General features: G+C 62.4%; 7 protein-coding genes and 3 rRNA genes. 4 read left to right on the plus strand and 6 right to left on the minus strand.

Going from position 1 to position 17,951, the window contains the following annotated elements; genetic code table 11:
- The first annotated feature begins 53 nt into the window (after window positions 1-53).
- A complete protein-coding gene (locus QF047_RS16570; protein WP_306638140.1) occupies window positions 54-1,472 on the plus strand; it encodes a DUF4032 domain-containing protein in 1,419 nt (472 codons plus the stop codon).
- Between the two features lie 3 nt (window positions 1,473-1,475).
- Here QF047_RS16570 and QF047_RS16575 read toward each other — a convergent pair whose 3' ends face one another.
- Window positions 1,476-2,849 (minus strand): FAD-binding oxidoreductase, encoded by a 1,374-nt coding sequence (locus QF047_RS16575; protein WP_306638139.1) that lies wholly within the window; start codon window positions 2,847-2,849, stop codon window positions 1,476-1,478.
- A 175-nt stretch (window positions 2,850-3,024) separates the two neighbouring features.
- Here QF047_RS16575 and QF047_RS16580 point away from each other — a divergent pair, with 175 nt between their 5' ends.
- Both QF047_RS16580 and QF047_RS16585 read left to right on the plus strand, forming a co-directional pair.
- Window positions 3,025-4,734, plus strand: coding sequence for a glycoside hydrolase family 13 protein (locus QF047_RS16580; RefSeq protein ID WP_307279319.1), 1,710 nt, complete (start codon window positions 3,025-3,027; stop codon window positions 4,732-4,734).
- 2 nt (window positions 4,735-4,736) lie between these two features.
- On the plus strand, window positions 4,737-5,783 hold the full coding sequence (locus QF047_RS16585; RefSeq protein ID WP_307279322.1) for a LacI family DNA-binding transcriptional regulator: 1,047 nt from the start codon (window positions 4,737-4,739) through the stop codon (window positions 5,781-5,783).
- Here the strand turns inward: QF047_RS16585 and QF047_RS16590 are convergent.
- Window positions 5,780-6,295 (minus strand): hypothetical protein, encoded by a 516-nt coding sequence (locus QF047_RS16590; protein ID WP_307279325.1) that lies wholly within the window; start codon window positions 6,293-6,295, stop codon window positions 5,780-5,782. The two genes, QF047_RS16585 and QF047_RS16590, sit on opposite strands and share 4 nt — an antisense overlap.
- 552 nt (window positions 6,296-6,847) lie before the next feature.
- Here QF047_RS16590 and QF047_RS16595 point away from each other — a divergent pair.
- Entirely contained in the window at window positions 6,848-8,137 is a 1,290-nt protein-coding gene (locus QF047_RS16595) for an ISL3 family transposase (protein ID WP_307279327.1), read from the plus strand.
- A 98-nt stretch (window positions 8,138-8,235) separates the two neighbouring features.
- Here QF047_RS16595 and rrf read toward each other — a convergent pair.
- The 4 genes from rrf to QF047_RS16615 form a co-directional block, all read right to left on the minus strand.
- A 5S ribosomal RNA gene (gene rrf, locus QF047_RS16600) occupies window positions 8,236-8,352 on the minus strand.
- Between the two features lie 242 nt (window positions 8,353-8,594).
- A 23S ribosomal RNA gene (locus tag QF047_RS16605) occupies window positions 8,595-11,719 on the minus strand.
- A 537-nt stretch (window positions 11,720-12,256) separates the two neighbouring features.
- Window positions 12,257-13,782, minus strand: a 16S ribosomal RNA gene (locus QF047_RS16610).
- Together the 16S, 23S and 5S rRNA genes form the textbook arrangement of a ribosomal RNA operon.
- A gap of 470 nt (window positions 13,783-14,252) precedes the next feature.
- On the minus strand, window positions 14,253-17,951 hold the full coding sequence (locus tag QF047_RS16615) for a 1,4-alpha-glucan branching enzyme (protein ID WP_307279329.1): 3,699 nt from the start codon (window positions 17,949-17,951) through the stop codon (window positions 14,253-14,255).

The raw sequence follows: 17,951 nt of genomic DNA on the forward strand, positions 1-17,951 counted from the left end.
CCGTGCCTGCAGAAGAATTAGCTGGCCGCGCCCATGTACGGAAGAATTGACATATGACCGAGGAATACAGCGCCCAGTGGCACGACGAACCCACCGACTATGCGCAGGTGGGCAAACTGCCCCGGTTCGTTGCGGCGAGTGCCGATGACGGCAAGATCGCCTCGGTCTCCAGCTCACTGAACATCACGGCAGCAGCGGCTGACCCTGAACTGCTTGACCTGCCCTGGCACATCGCGCTGGAGGACTGGCCGGCAGAAAACCTGGCCGCCCTCCCCCGCGGCATCTCCCGGCACATCGTCCGCTTTGCCCACCTCGGCGGGTCCGTCATCGCCATCAAGGAAACCTCCGAGCACGTCGCCCGGCATGAGTACCACATGCTCCGCAAGCTGGCCCGGCTGGACGTTCCGTGCGTGGAGCCGGTTGCCGTCATCACAGGCCGCACCACGTTGGATGGAAGGCCGCTGAACCCAGTGCTGGTCACCCGGCACCTGAAGTTCTCCATGCCCTACCGCGCCCTCTTCTCCCAGATGCTCCGGAAGGACACCCTCACCAGGCTCATCGACGCGCAGGCGCTGCTGCTGGTGCGGCTGCACTTGATCGGCTTCTACTGGGGCGACGTCTCCTTGTCCAACACGTTGTTCCGCCGCGACGCCGGCGCCTTTGCCGCCTACCTCGTGGACGCCGAAACCGGTGAGCTGTATCCGGACCTTTCCATGGGCCAGCGCGAGTACGATCTGGAAATTGCCCGCGTGAACATCGCCGGAGAGCTGATGGACCTGCTGGACGGCGGGCTGATCGAGGAAAAGGTGGACCCCGTAGCCACCAGCGAGCTCATTATGGACAGCTACCGCCGCCTGTGGGCGGAACTGACGGAGAAGGAATCCTTCGAACTCGGCGAACGCTGGCGGGTGGGAGCGCGCATCCGGCGGCTCAACGAACTCGGCTTCGACGTCGAGGAGTACGCCATCAAGACTACCCAGAACGGGACCACCATCCAGCTCCAGCCCAAGGTGGTGGACGCCGGGCACCACATGCGGCGCCTGCTGCGGCTGACCGGCCTGGACGCCCAGGAGAACCAGGCGCGGCGGCTGCTCAATGACATGGATTCCTTCCGGGCGGACAACAACCCGGACATGGACGAGGAATACAGCGCCCACCTGTGGGTCAGCCAGATTTTCGAGCCGATCGTCCGGTCCATTCCGCGCGACCTCTCCGGAAAGCTGGAGCCGGCCGAAGCGGTGCACGAGGTCCTGGAGCACCGCTGGTACATGTCCGAAAAGCAGGAGCGGCACATTCCCTTGGCGGAGGCCGTCCAGTCCTACATCGACTCCATCCTGCGGCACCGCCGGGATGAAGCGGCCATCATGCTGGACCCGCCCACCGGGCTGCTGAAGATCCTCGAAGTGGAGACTGAGGAGTCGCGGTACGGCGACGACGAGGACGTCGACGAATACCCGGACTCTGACGACTAGACGCTAGATCGCCTTTCCGGGGTTCAGGATCCCTGCCGGATCGAACAGGTCCTTGATCCGGCGCTGGAGTTCCCGGAGCGGTTCGGGCTGTTCCTGGCCCAGCCACCGCAGTTTGTACTGGCCCACGCCGTGTTCGCCGGTGATGGTGCCACCCATGCCCAGGGCTGCCGTAATGGATTCGTCCAGTACCCGATGGAGCCTCCCCAGCGCCTCGCCGTCCACCGCGTTGTCCTTGCGGTCGATCCAGAAAGTCGGGTGCAGGTTCCCGTCGCCGGCGTGTGCCACCACTTTGAGGTGCACGTCGTGTTTCACGGCCATGACCTCCAGGGCGGCCACGTAGTCAACCAGGCGCGAGCGGGGAACGGCAACGTCCTCCCCCACCCGGAACTCGTCGTCCACTTCCACGCCCCGGCTGTGGCGCCTCAGTTCCACGAGCCGTTCCGCTTCCGCACTGGCTTCAGTGGTAACAGTTGCCCCGCCGGCTGCCAGGACTTCCCGGACCATCCGGGCCTCGGCCGCGGCGCCGAAGCCGTCCGTCTGGATCAGCAGCAGGGAGCTTCCGCGGGCGGTCAGGTCCGAGCCGTGGATGCTGTCCAGCTGGGCCAGCGTGCCGCCGTCGAGCAGTTCCATAATGGCCGGCTGGACCCGTGCCCTGCCCACGGCCAGGACCCCGGTTGCGGCTTGGCGGAAGTCCGGGTAGAAGGCGGCGACAGTGTGCACGTCCCGGGGTAGGTACTTCAGGCGCACGGTCACGCCCACCACGATGCCCAACGTCCCTTCCGACCCCACAAAGAGCCCGGTGAGGTCGTACCCCGCAACGCCCTTGAAGGTCTGATGGCCGGTGTGCAGGAGCGAGCCGTCCGCGAGGACGACGTCCAGCGCCAGGACGGAGTCCCGGGTGACGCCGTACTTGGCGCAGCGCAGACCGCCGGCATTCGTCGCTACGTTTCCGCCGATGGTTGAGCTGCGAAAGCTGGCGGGGTCCGGCGCGTACATCAGCCCATGTTCCGCGGCAGCCTCATTGAGCACGGCGTTGATGACGCCCGGCTCCACCACTGCTGTTTCATCGTCCGGGCTCAGCGACAGGACCCGGTCCATCCGCTCGAGGGACAGGATGATGCAGTCTTTTGTGGCATGGGCGCCGCCCGACACTCCCGTTCCCGCTCCACGGGGCACAATCGTCACCTTGCGGGCCGCACAGATCCGTACCACTGCCTGCACGTCTGGCACGGACTCGGGAAACACCACCGCCAAGGGGAGCTGATAATCAAGGACGGGTGCCTGGTCCACCGCATACCGGCGAAGGGTGATCTCTTCCCGGTCCACCTGGCCAGCCGACAGGATGGTCTCCAGCTCCTCGATTGCCACGCTTCCCACAAGGCCTCCATCCGCCGTCGCACGTTTTCCATCAGTCTATTGGCCGGAGCCTGTAACACTCATGCAAGCGCTTCCAGTCCTGACCAGCAGAAACAGTGATATGGACGCGAAGGCGGCTCGAAGCAATCGTGGAAGCGTTTCCATAAAGGCGGTAACGCGACCTAAGCTTGGGCTCATGTCTGTTGAAACCCTGACACCCGCCGCGGGTCTGCTGACCCTGATCCACCCTGCCGACAACCTGCCGGGCTGGTGGCGATCTGCCGTGATCTACCAGGTGTACCCCCGCTCGTTCCGTGACCTGAATGGCGACGGCGTGGGAGACCTTGCGGGCATCACGGAAGAGTTGCCCCATCTGGCGGACCTCGGGGTGGACGCCGTGTGGCTGTCCCCCTTCTACCGTTCCCCCCAGCGGGATGCCGGATACGACGTCAGTGACTACTGCGACGTGGACCCGATCTTCGGCACGCTCGGGGACTTCGACGTAATGATGGCCGAATCCCACCGGCTGGGCCTGCGGGTCATCGTGGACCTCGTTCCCAACCACTGCTCCGACCAGCACGCCCTGTTCCAGGCGGCCCTCGCCGCACCTGCCGGCAGCCCTGAACGGGACATGTTCATTATCCGGGACGGCACCGGCCCCGAGGGCAACGAGCCGCCCAACAACTGGCAGTCCCACTTCGGCGGGCCCGCCTGGACCCGGGTGACCAACCCGGACGGCCGGCCGGACCAGTGGTACCTGCACCTCTTCGACTCCTCCCAGCCCGACTTCAATTGGGACAACCCGGCCGTCCACAGCGAATTCGAGCGGATCCTCCGGTTCTGGCTGGACCGGGGTGTCTCCGGCTTCCGCGTGGACGTAGCGCACGCGCTGGTGAAGGCGCCCGGACTCCCCGCCTGGGGCGGGCGGGCCGACGGCGGAAGTTCAGACGGCTTCCCCGGCCATGAGGCCCCGATGTTCGGCCAGCCGGCCATCCACGACATCTACCGTAACTGGCGCGGGATCCTCGACGAATACGGCCCTGACCGGATCCTCTGCGCGGAAGCCAGCGTCGACCTGCCCCGCCTCGCCCACTGGGTCAGGCCGGACGAAATGCACCAGGCATTCAACTTTCCGTACCTGCACGCGGGACTGGACGTGTACCGGCTTCGCTCGGTCATCACGGACTCCTTGACCATCCTGGACGGCGTGGGTGCTCCCAGCACCTGGGTGCTGTCCAATCACGACGTCGTCCGGCATGCCAGCCGCTTCGGCTACAACGGGCAGGGGCCACGGGATGGCGACGGCATCGGCCCGGCAGATCCACAACCCGACACCGATCTGGGAAGACAGCGGGCCGCAGCCGCATCGCTGTTTATGCTGGGGCTGCCCGGTGCGGCGTATCTCTACCAGGGCGAGGAGCTTGGCCTGCCCGACGGCATTGATATTCCCGGGCACCTCCGCCAGGATCCTACGTTCGCGCGTACCGGCGGGCAACGTCTGGGCAGGGACGGCTGCCGGGTTCCCCTCCCGTGGCGCGCCGCCGAAACCCACCTCGGCTTCGGCCACGGTGACGACCCCTGGCTGCCCATTCCTGCCTCATTTGGGGAATTGGCGCGGGACGTGCAGGCCACTTCGCCGTCGTCGCACCTTGCTCTTTACCGGACCATGCTCGCGGTGCGCCGCGAGCTGGACCTGGGGCGGGGGTCCCTGGCGTGGGCGGAGGACTGGTGCACATGTTCGTCCTTGGCGTATGTCAACGGCGCTACGCTGGTGCTTATGAACCTCAACCACGAGCCGCTGGAGATGCCTTCCGGGCAGGTCCTCGTCCGCAGTACCTCCTCGGATTCGGAAGGCCTGCTGGGGTCGGGCGAAACGGCTTGGATCCGCATCTCTTCCGCAGGGTGAGCATGGCGGGCATCAAGGACGTCGCAGAGAGGGCCGGGCTATCCATCGCCACTGTCTCGCGGGCGCTGAGCGGAAAGTCCAATGTCTCTGCGAAGAGCAAGAAGCTGGCGCTGGAGGCGGCGGGGGAACTGGGGTTCGTCCCGTCCTACCATGCCTCCAGCCTTGCTTCCGGCCGGAACCACAACATCGGCCTGGTGGTACCGTCCATCCACCGCTGGTACTTCTCCTCCGTTCTGGAGGGTGCGTCTGAGACGCTGCTGGATGCCGGCTACGACCTGACGCTGTACAACGTAGGCGACCAGCCCGAGCGCCGCCGCAGCGTGCTGAACGATTTCCTCCTCCGGAAGCGCCTGGACGCGGTCATCGCAGTGGCCCTGGTGCTGAGTGACGCCGAAATCCAGCAGCTGTTGGCTGTCCACCGTCCCATCGTGGGTATCGGCGGCACCCTGCCGGGGGCTTCCACCATCAGGATCGACGACGAACGGCTCGCCCGGATGGCCACTGACCACCTGATCCGGCTTGGACATACGCAGATAGCCCATGTCACCGGTGATGCGGCCCTGAACCAGGACTTCAAGCTGCCCGGCATCCGCCAGGGCGGTTATCAGAAGGCCATGACGGCGGCCGGTTTGGAGATCCGGCCGGAATGGCAGATCACTGCGGATTTCACCGTCCAGGGCGCGTACTCTGCGGCTCGCCGCCTTTTGGGCAGCGCCGCAGAACGGCCAACCGCTGTCTTCGCGGCCTCGGACGAAATGGCAGTTGGCACCATCCTCGCGGCCCGGGACTTCGGGCTGCAGGTACCGCAGGATCTCTCGGTGGTGGGAATGGACGGGCACGAGCTAGGCGAGACGTTCGGCTTGACCACGGTAGACCAGGCTCCCCGCAGGCAGGGCGTTCTGGCGGCTGCCACTGCGCTGCAGCTGCTCGAGGCCGGCACGAAGGATGCCGCCGATGGATCCATCCCGCAGGAAGCCGACCAGGAGTTCCCCACGGAGTTTGTGATCAGGACAAGTACAGCCGTCCCCCGGGCCCCGCGCGGCCGTTAGCGGCCCTCACTCCCGCCCGCATCCGGCGCGCCCATAAAGCGGGCATACCTGGCGAGAATATCGGGCCACGCCTCCACGTACCGTTGACGCTCCGCGCCGGGGTTCTCGGCCCCCTCCCAGCCGTCGTGGAAGACACGCACCTCCGTGCCCTCCCCTACCGCGCGGAAGGCCACCAGCAGCTCGGTTGACCAGAGCGCCGTGGAGCCCGGGTGCCAGGTCGCGTGGAACGACAATGGCGGCTGCCAGTCGTCGAGTGTTCCCCAGGTGCTGGTCCGGCCGTCGTCCGCCGTCTCCAGGATGAGGTTTTCCTCAAACTCAACATACGAACCGGCGCCGTAGATGCCAAATGACTCCAGGGGCCACCAGAGGTGCGTATGGTCGGTAAACCCGGTGAAGGCGTGGGCAACGGACCCGGGCACGACCACTGTGTTAACCACCGGTTCGAGGAGCCCGGCGGGCGCTTGATCGTCGCTTCCGAAGGGCTCGGCACCGTGGCTGAAGAGGCTGTTCATGGTGCCCAACTCTACCCGTGCAGCCCCTTCCCACAACGCTCCATCACGTCCTGCAGCTTTTGAAGCGACGCGCCATCACGTCCTGCAGGCTTCGACCCAACGCCCCATCACTTCCAGGAGTTCGACGGCGGCGCTGCTCCCCTGGTGATAGTGCGTTCGCCCGGTGGGCTCGGAAGCTGATGGGGCGTTCCGGGATGTGGGACGGGACGTGATGGAGCGTCCCCTGGATCGGTGCGGGAGGTGATGGGGCGTTCCCCGGACCGGTGCGGGAGGTGATGGGGCGTTCCCCGGACCGGTGCGGGAGGTGATGGGGCGTTCCCCGGACCGGTGCGGGAGGTGATGGGGCGTTCCCCGGACCGGTGCGGGAGGTGATGGGGCGTTCCCCGGACCGGTGCGGGAGGTGATGGGGCGTGTTGGCGGTTTTGGGGGTTAAAGCGGCTCTCCGTGGTTGATGGTGAAACAGGTTCCGTGTCTTGAAAGCTGAAGGGCTCGTAGCCCTGCTGTGATGGATGTTCTCTACGCATTCATCAAGAGTCAGGAGCTATACGAGCCTTGATCGAGCCTACTTCCCCGCGCCCCGATGCTGCCACCGCCATTTTCAACCTGCCCGACTACCGCGTCACCGACACTCAGGTTCTCGCCTTCGGGCAGCGACGGATCCACGTGGTGGCCACTGCCGAGGCCGGCTGCCCATCGTGCGGCGTGGTCAGCAGCCGCGTGCATTCCCGCCGGTCACAACGCCTGCGTGATATCCCTGTCGCCGGGCCGGTCGAAGTGGTCTGGTCCAAGCGGAGATTCTTCTGCGATGAGTATCTGTGCACGCGGCAGACGTTCGCGGAGGAGACCGCCCAGGTTCCGCGCCGGGCACGGTCCACCCGCCGGCTCCGCGACGCCCTCGTGGGCGCTGTCATCGGTTCCGGACGGGCCGCCGCCGAGGCCGCCGCTTCGTTCGGTGTCTCATGGTGGCTGGTGCAGCGGGCTCTGGATTCCGCGGCGCTGACGCTGCCCAATGTTGATGCCCTGGCACCCCGGATGCTCGGCATCGACGAACACCGCTACCGGTCGGTGCCGTTCTTCCGCGACCCCCACACCAAGGCCTGGAAACGCTACGAACCCTGGATGACCACCATTGTTGATCTGGACACCGGGCAGGTCCTGGGCATCGTGGACGGCCGCGACAGTGAGGGCGTCGGAGAATGGCTCTTCGCCCGTCCGCTCGAGTGGCGTCTGGGCGTGCAGGTTGTCGCGATCGACCCGTCCGCGGCGTTCCGCAAGGCCCTGCGGATGTGGCTGCCGCGGACCGCTGTTTCGGTCGACGCGTTTCACCTGGTCAAGCTCGGTAACGACATGCTCACCGAAGTCCGGCAACGCCTCACGCAGCAGGTCCATGGCCGGCGGGGGCGCTCCATCGACCCGGTCTGGGCCAACCGGCGGCTGCTCCTGCGGGCCGGGGAGACGCTCTCGGACCGGGCCCGGGACAGGCTCAGTACCGTGTTCGCCACCGACGATGCCACGGGGAAGCTGCAGGCCGCCTGGCTGGTCAAGGAGCAGCTCCGGACTCTGCTCGCCACCGGATCCCTCGCCGACGCGGCCGCTGCGAAAGACCGACTGCAGGCTCTCGTCGAACGTGCTGCTCAGCCGGAAACGAACCGGCTCTGGCGAACTGTCTGCCGGTGGTGGAAAGAGATTGAGGTCCTCATTGTCACCGGCGCGACAACGGCGAAAGTGGAAGCTAACAACACTGCGATCAAGCACATAAAAAGGACAGGCCGGGGATTCACGAACGCCCGGAACTACAAAACGCGTATCCTGTTGCGCAGTGCCGCCAGAACAGCGGCATGACGTCCATCGCGGCAGAACATTCACCACGAACCGTGAAGAGCCGTTAAAGCAGAGTAGGGCCCTGACGTCGTTTGTCAGGGCCCTACTCTTTAATTTATGTCCGGCGGTGACCTACTCTCCCACACCCTCCCGGGTGCAGTACCATCGGCGCTGTGGGTCTTAGCTTCCGGGTTCGGAATGGGACCGGGCGTTTCCCCCACGCTATGACCGCCGTAACCCTTCTACCCGTCACACACCCCTTTGCGGGGTGGTGTGGGAAATCTGTGGTTACAACATGTTCTGCAGTGATGCAGCAGTGGTGTTGTTATTCAATTGTGTGTTTTTGTTCCTGTGGCAACGAAACCATTGGTTTGGTTTGTTGTTTGGGAACCACATAGTGGACGCAAGCAGTCTTGTTTCTTTTTACCATCACCTGGTGTGAACGTCTTTCGAAGAGTCCGTTCACGATGAATGGTGTGTGGTGTAAGTTATCGGCCTATTAGTACCGGTCAGCTTCACGAGTCGTTAGTCCTCGCTTCCACATCCGGCCTATCAACCCAGTGGTCTGGCTGGGGGCCTCTCACACACAAGGTGTATGGAAATCTCATCTTGAAGCGAGCTTCCCGCTTAGATGCTTTCAGCGGTTATCCCATCCGAACGTAGCTAATCAGCGGTGCACTTGGCAGTACAACTGACACACCAGAGGTTCGTCCGTCCCGGTCCTCTCGTACTAAGGACAGCCCTTCTCAAATTTCCTGCGCGCGCAGCGGATAGGGACCGAACTGTCTCACGACGTTCTAAACCCAGCTCGCGTACCGCTTTAATGGGCGAACAGCCCAACCCTTGGGACCTACTCCAGCCCCAGGATGCGACGAGCCGACATCGAGGTGCCAAACCATGCCGTCGATATGGACTCTTGGGCAAGATCAGCCTGTTATCCCCGAGGTACCTTTTATCCGTTGAGCGACGGCCATTCCACAATGTACCGCCGGATCACTAGTCCCGACTTTCGTCCCTGCTCGAGATGTCTCTCTCACAGTCAAGCTCCCTTGTGCACTTACACTCGACACCTGATTGCCAACCAGGCTGAGGGAACCTTTGGGCGCCTCCGTTACTTTTTAGGAGGCAACCGCCCCAGTTAAACTACCCATCAGGCACTGTCCCTGACCCGGATTACGGGCCGAAGTTAGATGTCCAAAGTGACCAGAGTGGTATTTCAACGATGACTCCACCCGAACTGGCGTCCGGGCTTCAACGTCTCCCACCTATCCTACACAAGCCACTCCGAACACCAATACCAAACTATAGTAAAGGTCTCGGGGTCTTTCCGTCCTGCTGCGCGTAACGAGCATCTTTACTCGTACTGCAATTTCGCCGAGTTTATGGTTGAGACAGCGGGGAAGTCGTTACTCCATTCGTGCAGGTCGGAACTTACCCGACAAGGAATTTCGCTACCTTAGGATGGTTATAGTTACCACCGCCGTTTACTGGGGCTTAAATTCTCAGCTTCGCCGTGAGGCTAACCGGTCCTCTTAACCTTCCAGCACCGGGCAGGAGTCAGTCCGTATACATCGTCTTGCGACTTCGCACGGACCTGTGTTTTTAGTAAACAGTCGCTTCCCCCTGGTCTCTGCGGCCCCGATCCCCTCCGGACAGCTTGTGTCCATCAAGGTTGGGGCCCCCCTTCTCCCGAAGTTACGGGGGCATTTTGCCGAGTTCCTTAACCATAATTCTCTCGATCGCCTTAGTATTCTCTACCTGATCACCTGTGTCGGTTTGGGGTACGGGCGGCTAAAACCTCGCGTCGATGCTTTTCTCGGCAGCATAGGATCACCAAATCCCCCCAAACGGGGGTCCCATCAGATCTCAGGCATCATGAACAGCGGATTTGCCTACCGTTCGCCCTACATCCTTAGACCGGGACAACCATCGCCCGGCTCGGCTACCTTCCTGCGTCACACCTGTTAATACGCTTGCCTCCCAGGATCAGGTCCTGCGCTCCACCAAAACCCTCACACCACAAGGGTGATCGGGCAGGTCTCGGGCAGTTAGTATCCCCTGTTCAGCATGGGCGGTTTTTCGCCGGTACGGGAATATCAACCCGTTGTCCATCGACTACGCCTGTCGGCCTCGCCTTAGGTCCCGACTTACCCAGGGCAGATTAGCTTGACCCTGGAACCCTTGATCATTCGGCGGACGGGTTTCTCACCCGTCTTTCGCTACTCATGCCTGCATTCTCACTCGTGTAGGCTCCACCGCTGGTTTACACCGCGACTTCACCGCCCACACGACGCTCCCCTACCCATCCAGACGCCTGAACCACAAGGGCTTAGCAAAAATCTGAATGCCACAACTTCGGCGGTGTACTTGAGCCCCGCTACATTGTCGGCGCGGAATCACTTGACCAGTGAGCTATTACGCACTCTTTTAAGGATGGCTGCTTCTAAGCCAACCTCCTGGTTGTCTGGGCAACTCCACATCCTTTCCCACTTAGCACACGCTTAGGGGCCTTAGTTGGTGGTCTGGGCTGTTTCCCTCTCGACTATGAAGCTTATCCCCCACAGTCTCACTGCTGCGCTCTCACTTACCGGCATTCGGAGTTTGGCTGACGTCAGTAACCTTGTAGGGCCCATTAGCCATCCAGTAGCTCTACCTCCAGCAAGAAACACGCAACGCTGCACCTAAATGCATTTCGGGGAGAACCAGCTATCACGAAGTTTGATTGGCCTTTCACCCCTACCCACAGCTCATCCCCTCCATTTTCAACTGAAGTGGGTTCGGTCCTCCACGACGTCTTACCGTCGCTTCAACCTGGCCATGGGTAGATCACTTCGCTTCGGGTCTAGATCACGCCACTGCAACGCCCTATTCAGACTCGCTTTCGCTACGGCTTCCCCACACGGGTTAACCTCGCGACGTAACACTAACTCGCAGGCTCATTCTTCAAAAGGCACGCCGTCACAACTACAAGGCTGCTCCGACGGATTGTAAGCACACGGTTTCAGGTACTGTTTCACTCCCCTCCCGGGGTACTTTTCACCTTTCCCTCACGGTACTGGTCCGCTATCGGTCATTAGGGAGTATTTAGGCTTATCAGGTGGTCCTGACAGATTCACACGGGATTTCTCGGGCCCCGTGCTACTTGGGATACTCTCCAGGCGGTACACAACATTACGGTTACGGGGCTCACACCCTCTCTGGCCGGCCTTTCAAGACCGTTCACCTATGCCTGCACATCACACCCCACTGTCCCGGCAGAGACAGAACGGAAAGTCCCACAACCCCGACCATGCAACGCCCGCCGGCTATCACACATGGAACGGTTTAGCCTGATCCGCGTTCGCTCGCCACTACTAACGGAATCACTATTGTTTTCTCTTCCTGCGGGTACTGAGATGTTTCACTTCCCCGCGTTCCCTCCACGCACCCTATGTGTTCAGATGCGGGTCACCAGATCACTCGCGCGCCTGGCGGGGTTTCCCCATTCGGACACCCTGGGATCACAGTCCGGTTATCGACTCCCCCAGGCTTATCGCAGATTCCTACGTCCTTCTTCGGCTCCTAATGCCAAGGCATCCACCGTGTGCTCTTAAAAACTTGACCACAAAGATCAAAAAACTAATTCACGAGAGAACCACGAAAACCAACCACACCCAACAACCACCAACCCCCAAAAAGGGGCCAGTCATCACCAAGCGCAGCCAGATCCAGGTTCATATTCTTGGAAATTGCTTCTTATAAAAGATGCTCGCGTCCACTATGTAGTTCTCAAACAACAACCCCAAACCACACACCCCACACAACAACCCCCGAAAGGGCCTCCGCGCATGATCGGTGCAGCCAGGAAACCAGAAACAAACAAACCCAGGGGAACCACAGCCAAAGCCACGAACAACCCCCGGCCCTGTTGCCTCAGGACCCAACAGTGTGCCAAACACTAAACCACCCGCACCCCAACCCCGCCGTTCCAGGACACCAAAGCATCCGTACTAGACAAGAAAGAAACACAAGCAGCCGCTATTTGTTGATATTCCACCCATGAGCACCCGCCGCAGAACTTGCGTCTGCGCAACGGGCTTTTACTCCTGACAAACCCCCACACCACATACATGGCATGAACAATCCGTAGGTGCTCCTTAGAAAGGAGGTGATCCAGCCGCACCTTCCGGTACGGCTACCTTGTTACGACTTAGTCCCAATCGCCAGTCCCACCTTCGACAGCTCCCTCCCACAAGGGGTTAGGCCACCGGCTTCGGGTGTTACCAACTTTCGTGACTTGACGGGCGGTGTGTACAAGGCCCGGGAACGTATTCACCGCAGCGTTGCTGATCTGCGATTACTAGCGACTCCGACTTCATGGGGTCGAGTTGCAGACCCCAATCCGAACTGAGACCGGCTTTTTGGGATTAGCTCCACCTCACAGTATCGCAACCCTTTGTACCGGCCATTGTAGCATGCGTGAAGCCCAAGACATAAGGGGCATGATGATTTGACGTCGTCCCCACCTTCCTCCGAGTTGACCCCGGCAGTCTCCTATGAGTCCCCACCATCACGTGCTGGCAACATAGAACGAGGGTTGCGCTCGTTGCGGGACTTAACCCAACATCTCACGACACGAGCTGACGACAACCATGCACCACCTGTAAACCGACCGCAAGCGGGGCACCTGTTTCCAGGCGTTTCCGGTTCATGTCAAGCCTTGGTAAGGTTCTTCGCGTTGCATCGAATTAATCCGCATGCTCCGCCGCTTGTGCGGGCCCCCGTCAATTCCTTTGAGTTTTAGCCTTGCGGCCGTACTCCCCAGGCGGGGCACTTAATGCGTTAGCTACGGCGCGGAAAACGTGGAATGTCCCCCACACCTAGTGCCCAACGTTTACGGCATGGACTACCAGGGTATCTAATCCTGTTCGCTCCCCATGCTTTCGCTCCTCAGCGTCAGTTAATGCCCAGAGACCTGCCTTCGCCATCGGTGTTCCTCCTGATATCTGCGCATTTCACCGCTACACCAGGAATTCCAGTCTCCCCTACATCACTCTAGTCTGCCCGTACCCACCGCAGATCCGGAGTTGAGCCCCGGACTTTCACGGCAGACGCGACAAACCGCCTACGAGCTCTTTACGCCCAATAATTCCGGATAACGCTTGCGCCCTACGTATTACCGCGGCTGCTGGCACGTAGTTAGCCGGCGCTTCTTCTGCAGGTACCGTCACTTTCGCTTCTTCCCTACTGAAAGAGGTTTACAACCCGAAGGCCGTCATCCCTCACGCGGCGTCGCTGCATCAGGCTTGCGCCCATTGTGCAATATTCCCCACTGCTGCCTCCCGTAGGAGTCTGGGCCGTGTCTCAGTCCCAGTGTGGCCGGTCACCCTCTCAGGCCGGCTACCCGTCGTCGCCTTGGTGAGCCATTACCTCACCAACAAGCTGATAGGCCGCGAGTCCATCCAAAACCACAAAAAAGCTTTCCACCAACCACCATGCGATGATCAGTCATATCCGGTATTAGACCCAGTTTCCCAGGCTTATCCCAGAGTTAAGGGCAGGTTACTCACGTGTTACTCACCCGTTCGCCACTAATCCCCCCAGCAAGCTGGAGATCATCGTTCGACTTGCATGTGTTAAGCACGCCGCCAGCGTTCATCCTGAGCCAGGATCAAACTCTCCGTTGAAGAAAAACAGACACAACCCCCAGCCCCGGGAAAACGGGACCAAAAGCTGCACAAAATTTGAAACCAGCTGTAAAAACCAGACCACCCACAGGGGCGGGCAGCCCGGCAAATCCAACCAATTTAATAAAAAATCGGTATCAACAAACTTGGCACACTATTGAGTTCTCAAACAACAGACACACCCGACACCACCCAAACCAAACATTCAGGATCGCTCCGGAGCAACTTTTCAAACTTACCGGCTGGCTTCTCACTTGTCAAACCGGCGTCCGCGACCCTCATCAACTTGAGGTTTGAGGGTCGGTTTTTCCGTCTGACTCCGTGGAGCAGCGCGGAAATAAACTCTACCACTACTCTTCCGGGATGGCCAACCGGCCCTGCCCGCAGCGCCTCTGGGTAGGGTATCTGGCCACGAAAAAGCCCGGAATCACAAGGATCCCGGGCCCTTCCCGCCACTAATAAACCGAGGGTCAGCCGGCGGTCGGCGCCGCCGGCTTGAAGTACGCAGCACCCAGCGGCGGCAAGGTGACGCTCAGCGTGGCCGGCTGTCCGTCCTGCCCCTCCCCGGTCGCCTTCAGTTCACCGTTGTTGAGCACACCGGATCCGCCGTAGGTGGTGGCATCGGTGTTAAGCACCTCAGTCCAGGCACCGGCCTCCGGGACTCCGAGTGTGTAGCCGGCATGCGGTGCGCCGGAGAAGTTGATGGCACAGACCAGGGGGTTGCCCTCCTTGTCCCAGCGGAGGAACGACAGGACGTTGCGGTCTGCGTCTCCCCCGTTGATCCACTGGAAGCCGCCCGGTTCGTTATCGCGGCTGTAGAGCGCCGGCGTGGAGGCGTAGAGCTCGTTGAGGTCCTTGGTCAGCAGCTGGATTCCCTTGTGGGCCGGAATATCCGCAAGCCACCAGTCGAGCCCGTGCTGTTCGGACCATTCCGCTTCCTGCCCGAATTCCGTGCCCATGAAAATGAGCTGCTTGCCGGGGTGGGCCCACTGGTATGCCAGGAAGGCGCGCAGGTTGGCCAGTTGCTGCCAACGGTCGCCGGGCATCTTCCGGAGCATGGAGCCCTTGCCGTGGACTACCTCATCGTGGCTGATGGGCAGCAGGAAGTTCTCAGTGAAGGCGTAGACCAGGGAGAACGTGACGGTGCCGTGGTGCCACTTGCGGTTGACCGGGTCCTCGGAGGCGTATTTGAGGGAGTCGTGCATCCAGCCCATGTTCCACTTCAGGCCGAACCCCAGGCCGCCGTGCGCGGTGGGAGCAGTCACGCCCGGGAAAGCCGTGGATTCTTCCGCGATCATCACGGCTCCGGGGTGCGTCTTGTACACCGTGGCGTTCACTTCCTGGAGGAAGGAGATCGCTTCCAGGTTCTCCCGGCCGCCGAAGCGGTTGGGCCGCCACTGCCCCTCCTCACGGGAGTAGTCCAGGTAGAGCATGGAAGCTACCGCATCCACGCGCAGGCCGTCGATGTGGAACTCCTCCAGCCAGTACAGCGCGTTGGCCACGAGGAAGTTGCGGACCTCGGTCCGGCCGAAGTCGAAGATCAGCGTGCCCCAGTCCGGGTGTTCACCCAGGGAAGGATCTGCATGCTCATAGAGTGGCTCGCCGTCGAACTGGGCCAGGGCCCAGGCGTCCTTCGGGAAGTGCGCGGGCACCCAGTCCAGCAGGACACCGATCCCGGCCTGGTGGAGTGCGTCCACCAGGAACCGGAATTCGTCCGGGTGGCCGAACCGGGAGGTGGGTGCGAAGTACGAGGTGACCTGGTAGCCCCACGAGCCGCCGAAGGGGTGCTCTGCCACCGGCATGAACTCCACGTGGGTGAACCCCAGCCACTTGACGTAGTCCACCAGTTCCTTGGCCAGTTCCTTGTAGCCCAGCCCCAGGCGCCAGGAACCGAGGTGCACTTCGTAGACGCTCATGGCCGAGTTGTGCGGATCCCGCTTGGCCCGGGCCTCCATCCACTCGTCGTCCTTGAAGGCGTACGAGGGCTCCACAACCCGCGAGGCCGTCAGCGGCGGGACCTCGGTTCCGAAGGCGAGAGGATCGGCTTTTTCCACCCAGTAGCCGGACCTGGTGCGGATCTCGAATTTGTAGCACGCCCCCGCTGTTACACCCGGAATGAAGATTTCCCAGACCCCGGAGGAGCCGAGGGAGCGGAGCGAATTCTCGCGCCCGTCCCAGGCGTTGAAATCGCCCTTGATCCGCACGGCCTGGGCGTTGGGCGCCCAGACGGCAAAGGACACGCCGTCCACGTCGCCGAGTGAGGACTTGTAGTGCTGGACGTGCGCGCCCAGCACCTGCCACAGCTTCTCGTGCCGGCCTTCGCCGATGAGGTGAAGGTCCACTTCACCCACGGTGGGCAGGTACCGGTACGGCTCGTCCACGGTGACGGGTTCGGCAGCCGGGTAGGTGACGGCCAGGCGGTAGTCCGGGACGTGGCCCTGCTGCAGGGGTTCCATCACGGCCACCCAGACACCGTGGGCCTCATGTTCCATCGGGATTTCACCCGCGGCGGTAATCACGGTGACGGATTCGGCCAGATGCTTCACGGTACGGATGGTGACGTGGCCGTAGTCGTCGAGGTGCGCGCCAAGGACGGAGTGGGGGGCGTGGTGTTCGCCGTTCGCGATCCTGCCAAGGATGCCTGCATCCACATGCAGCGGCACCCCCGGATGGTCGGTTCGTGCTGAGCCTGTCATTTCGTTACCTTCCGATGCTGCCCCGGCCTGGTCGCCGGCGCCGTTACCGCTGAGGAGCCGCCTGGCGGCGTTCACGGGGATCGCCAGCCAGTCGGGCCTGTTACGCATTTCATAAACTACTTCGTAGAGTGCCTTGTCCAGCCACAATGCCACAAAGAGGGGCGAGTCCTTGTCCACGGTGCCGGGCGTGACCTCCGCATAGCCGGCAAGGAACGCGCCGGCGCAACCGTCAACCCAGGAGGCGGGCACCTGCGCGCCTTCCTGCTCGCGCTGCGCGGCCCCTGCCGCATAGTCGAAGGACCGCAGCATCCCCACCACGTCGCGGAGGGGAACGTCGGGGAAATTCCTTTCGGCGATGGGACGCAGCGGTTCGCCTTCAAAGTCGAGGATTGCCCACCGGGGCGGTTGTCCGGCCTGCCCGGGCACCTGGAGGATCTGGCCCAGGTGGAGGTCTCCGTGGATCCGCTGCAGCGGACCTGCAGGGACGCCGTCGAGCCCGTCCAGCAGGTTGTCCAGGGCTGCGTCGTAAGGCCCGACGGCGGAGGCGGCTTCCGCCCAGGCCTGCCGGACCCGCTGGGCTACTCCCGGCGCGATCACCTTGCCGGGCTCGGCCTCCTTGGATTGGCCAAGTGCTTCGGCCAGCCGGCGGTGCACCGTTGCGGTGGCGGCGCCGAGGGCGCGCGCCTCCGCCGTAAAGTCGGTTCCGGACCGCGCCGCATCAACAGCAAGGCGCCAGGCATCAAGCCCGCCGGCCAGGAACTCATGCGCTACGGCCAACTCCCCCTCCGCGTGCCGGGAACCCGTAGCAGTGCCATCCGGGGAAGGGACGCCCTGCGCCAGCCACTCGCCGCGGACCCAGCCGAGCGTGGCCGGGACTTCAGCAGTACCCGCAGAGGTGAGGGCGGCCCCCACCTCGACTTCGGGGTTGGTCCCTTCTGACAGGACGCGGAAGAACTTCACGATAGTGGCAGCTTCGCCGTCGTCCACGATCACTGAAGTGTTGGACTGCTCCCCCGAAAGGACTTTGACCACGCCCCGGGCGGTGGGCAGCTTGTGGTCCCCCGGACTGCGGAACCCGGCGGCCGTGCTGCTGGGCGCTTTCTCCCCGCCGCGCATCAGTTCAAGCCACGCCCCCACAAAGTCCGGATCGTGCACTGCGTCGTAGACCCAGGGCCTGGAAGGATCCGTTCCCGCGGCTTCACCGATGAGCGCCCGTTCCATGCCCGCCGCCGGTGCCGGCCGGAAACTCAAGGGGACCTGCACCACTTCGGTGCGCCGGCCGCCGTCGGCCCCCTTGGTGGTGACCTTCAGCAGGAACACTGCGAGCGCCGCATGGCCGGAAGGATCCTCCAGCCCCAGGCTGCCCGCCTGGGCCACCTCGAAGCCGGGTGTCTTGACGGGGAACCAGCGTTGCCTCGGAAGCCATTCCTGAAGCAGCGCGGTCAGGGCGGGAGTAAGGATGGGCTGGTTCAT

It is taken from the genome of Arthrobacter sp. W4I7, from assembly GCF_030816215.1.
GTDB lineage: Bacteria > Actinomycetota > Actinomycetes > Actinomycetales > Micrococcaceae > Arthrobacter > Arthrobacter siccitolerans_A.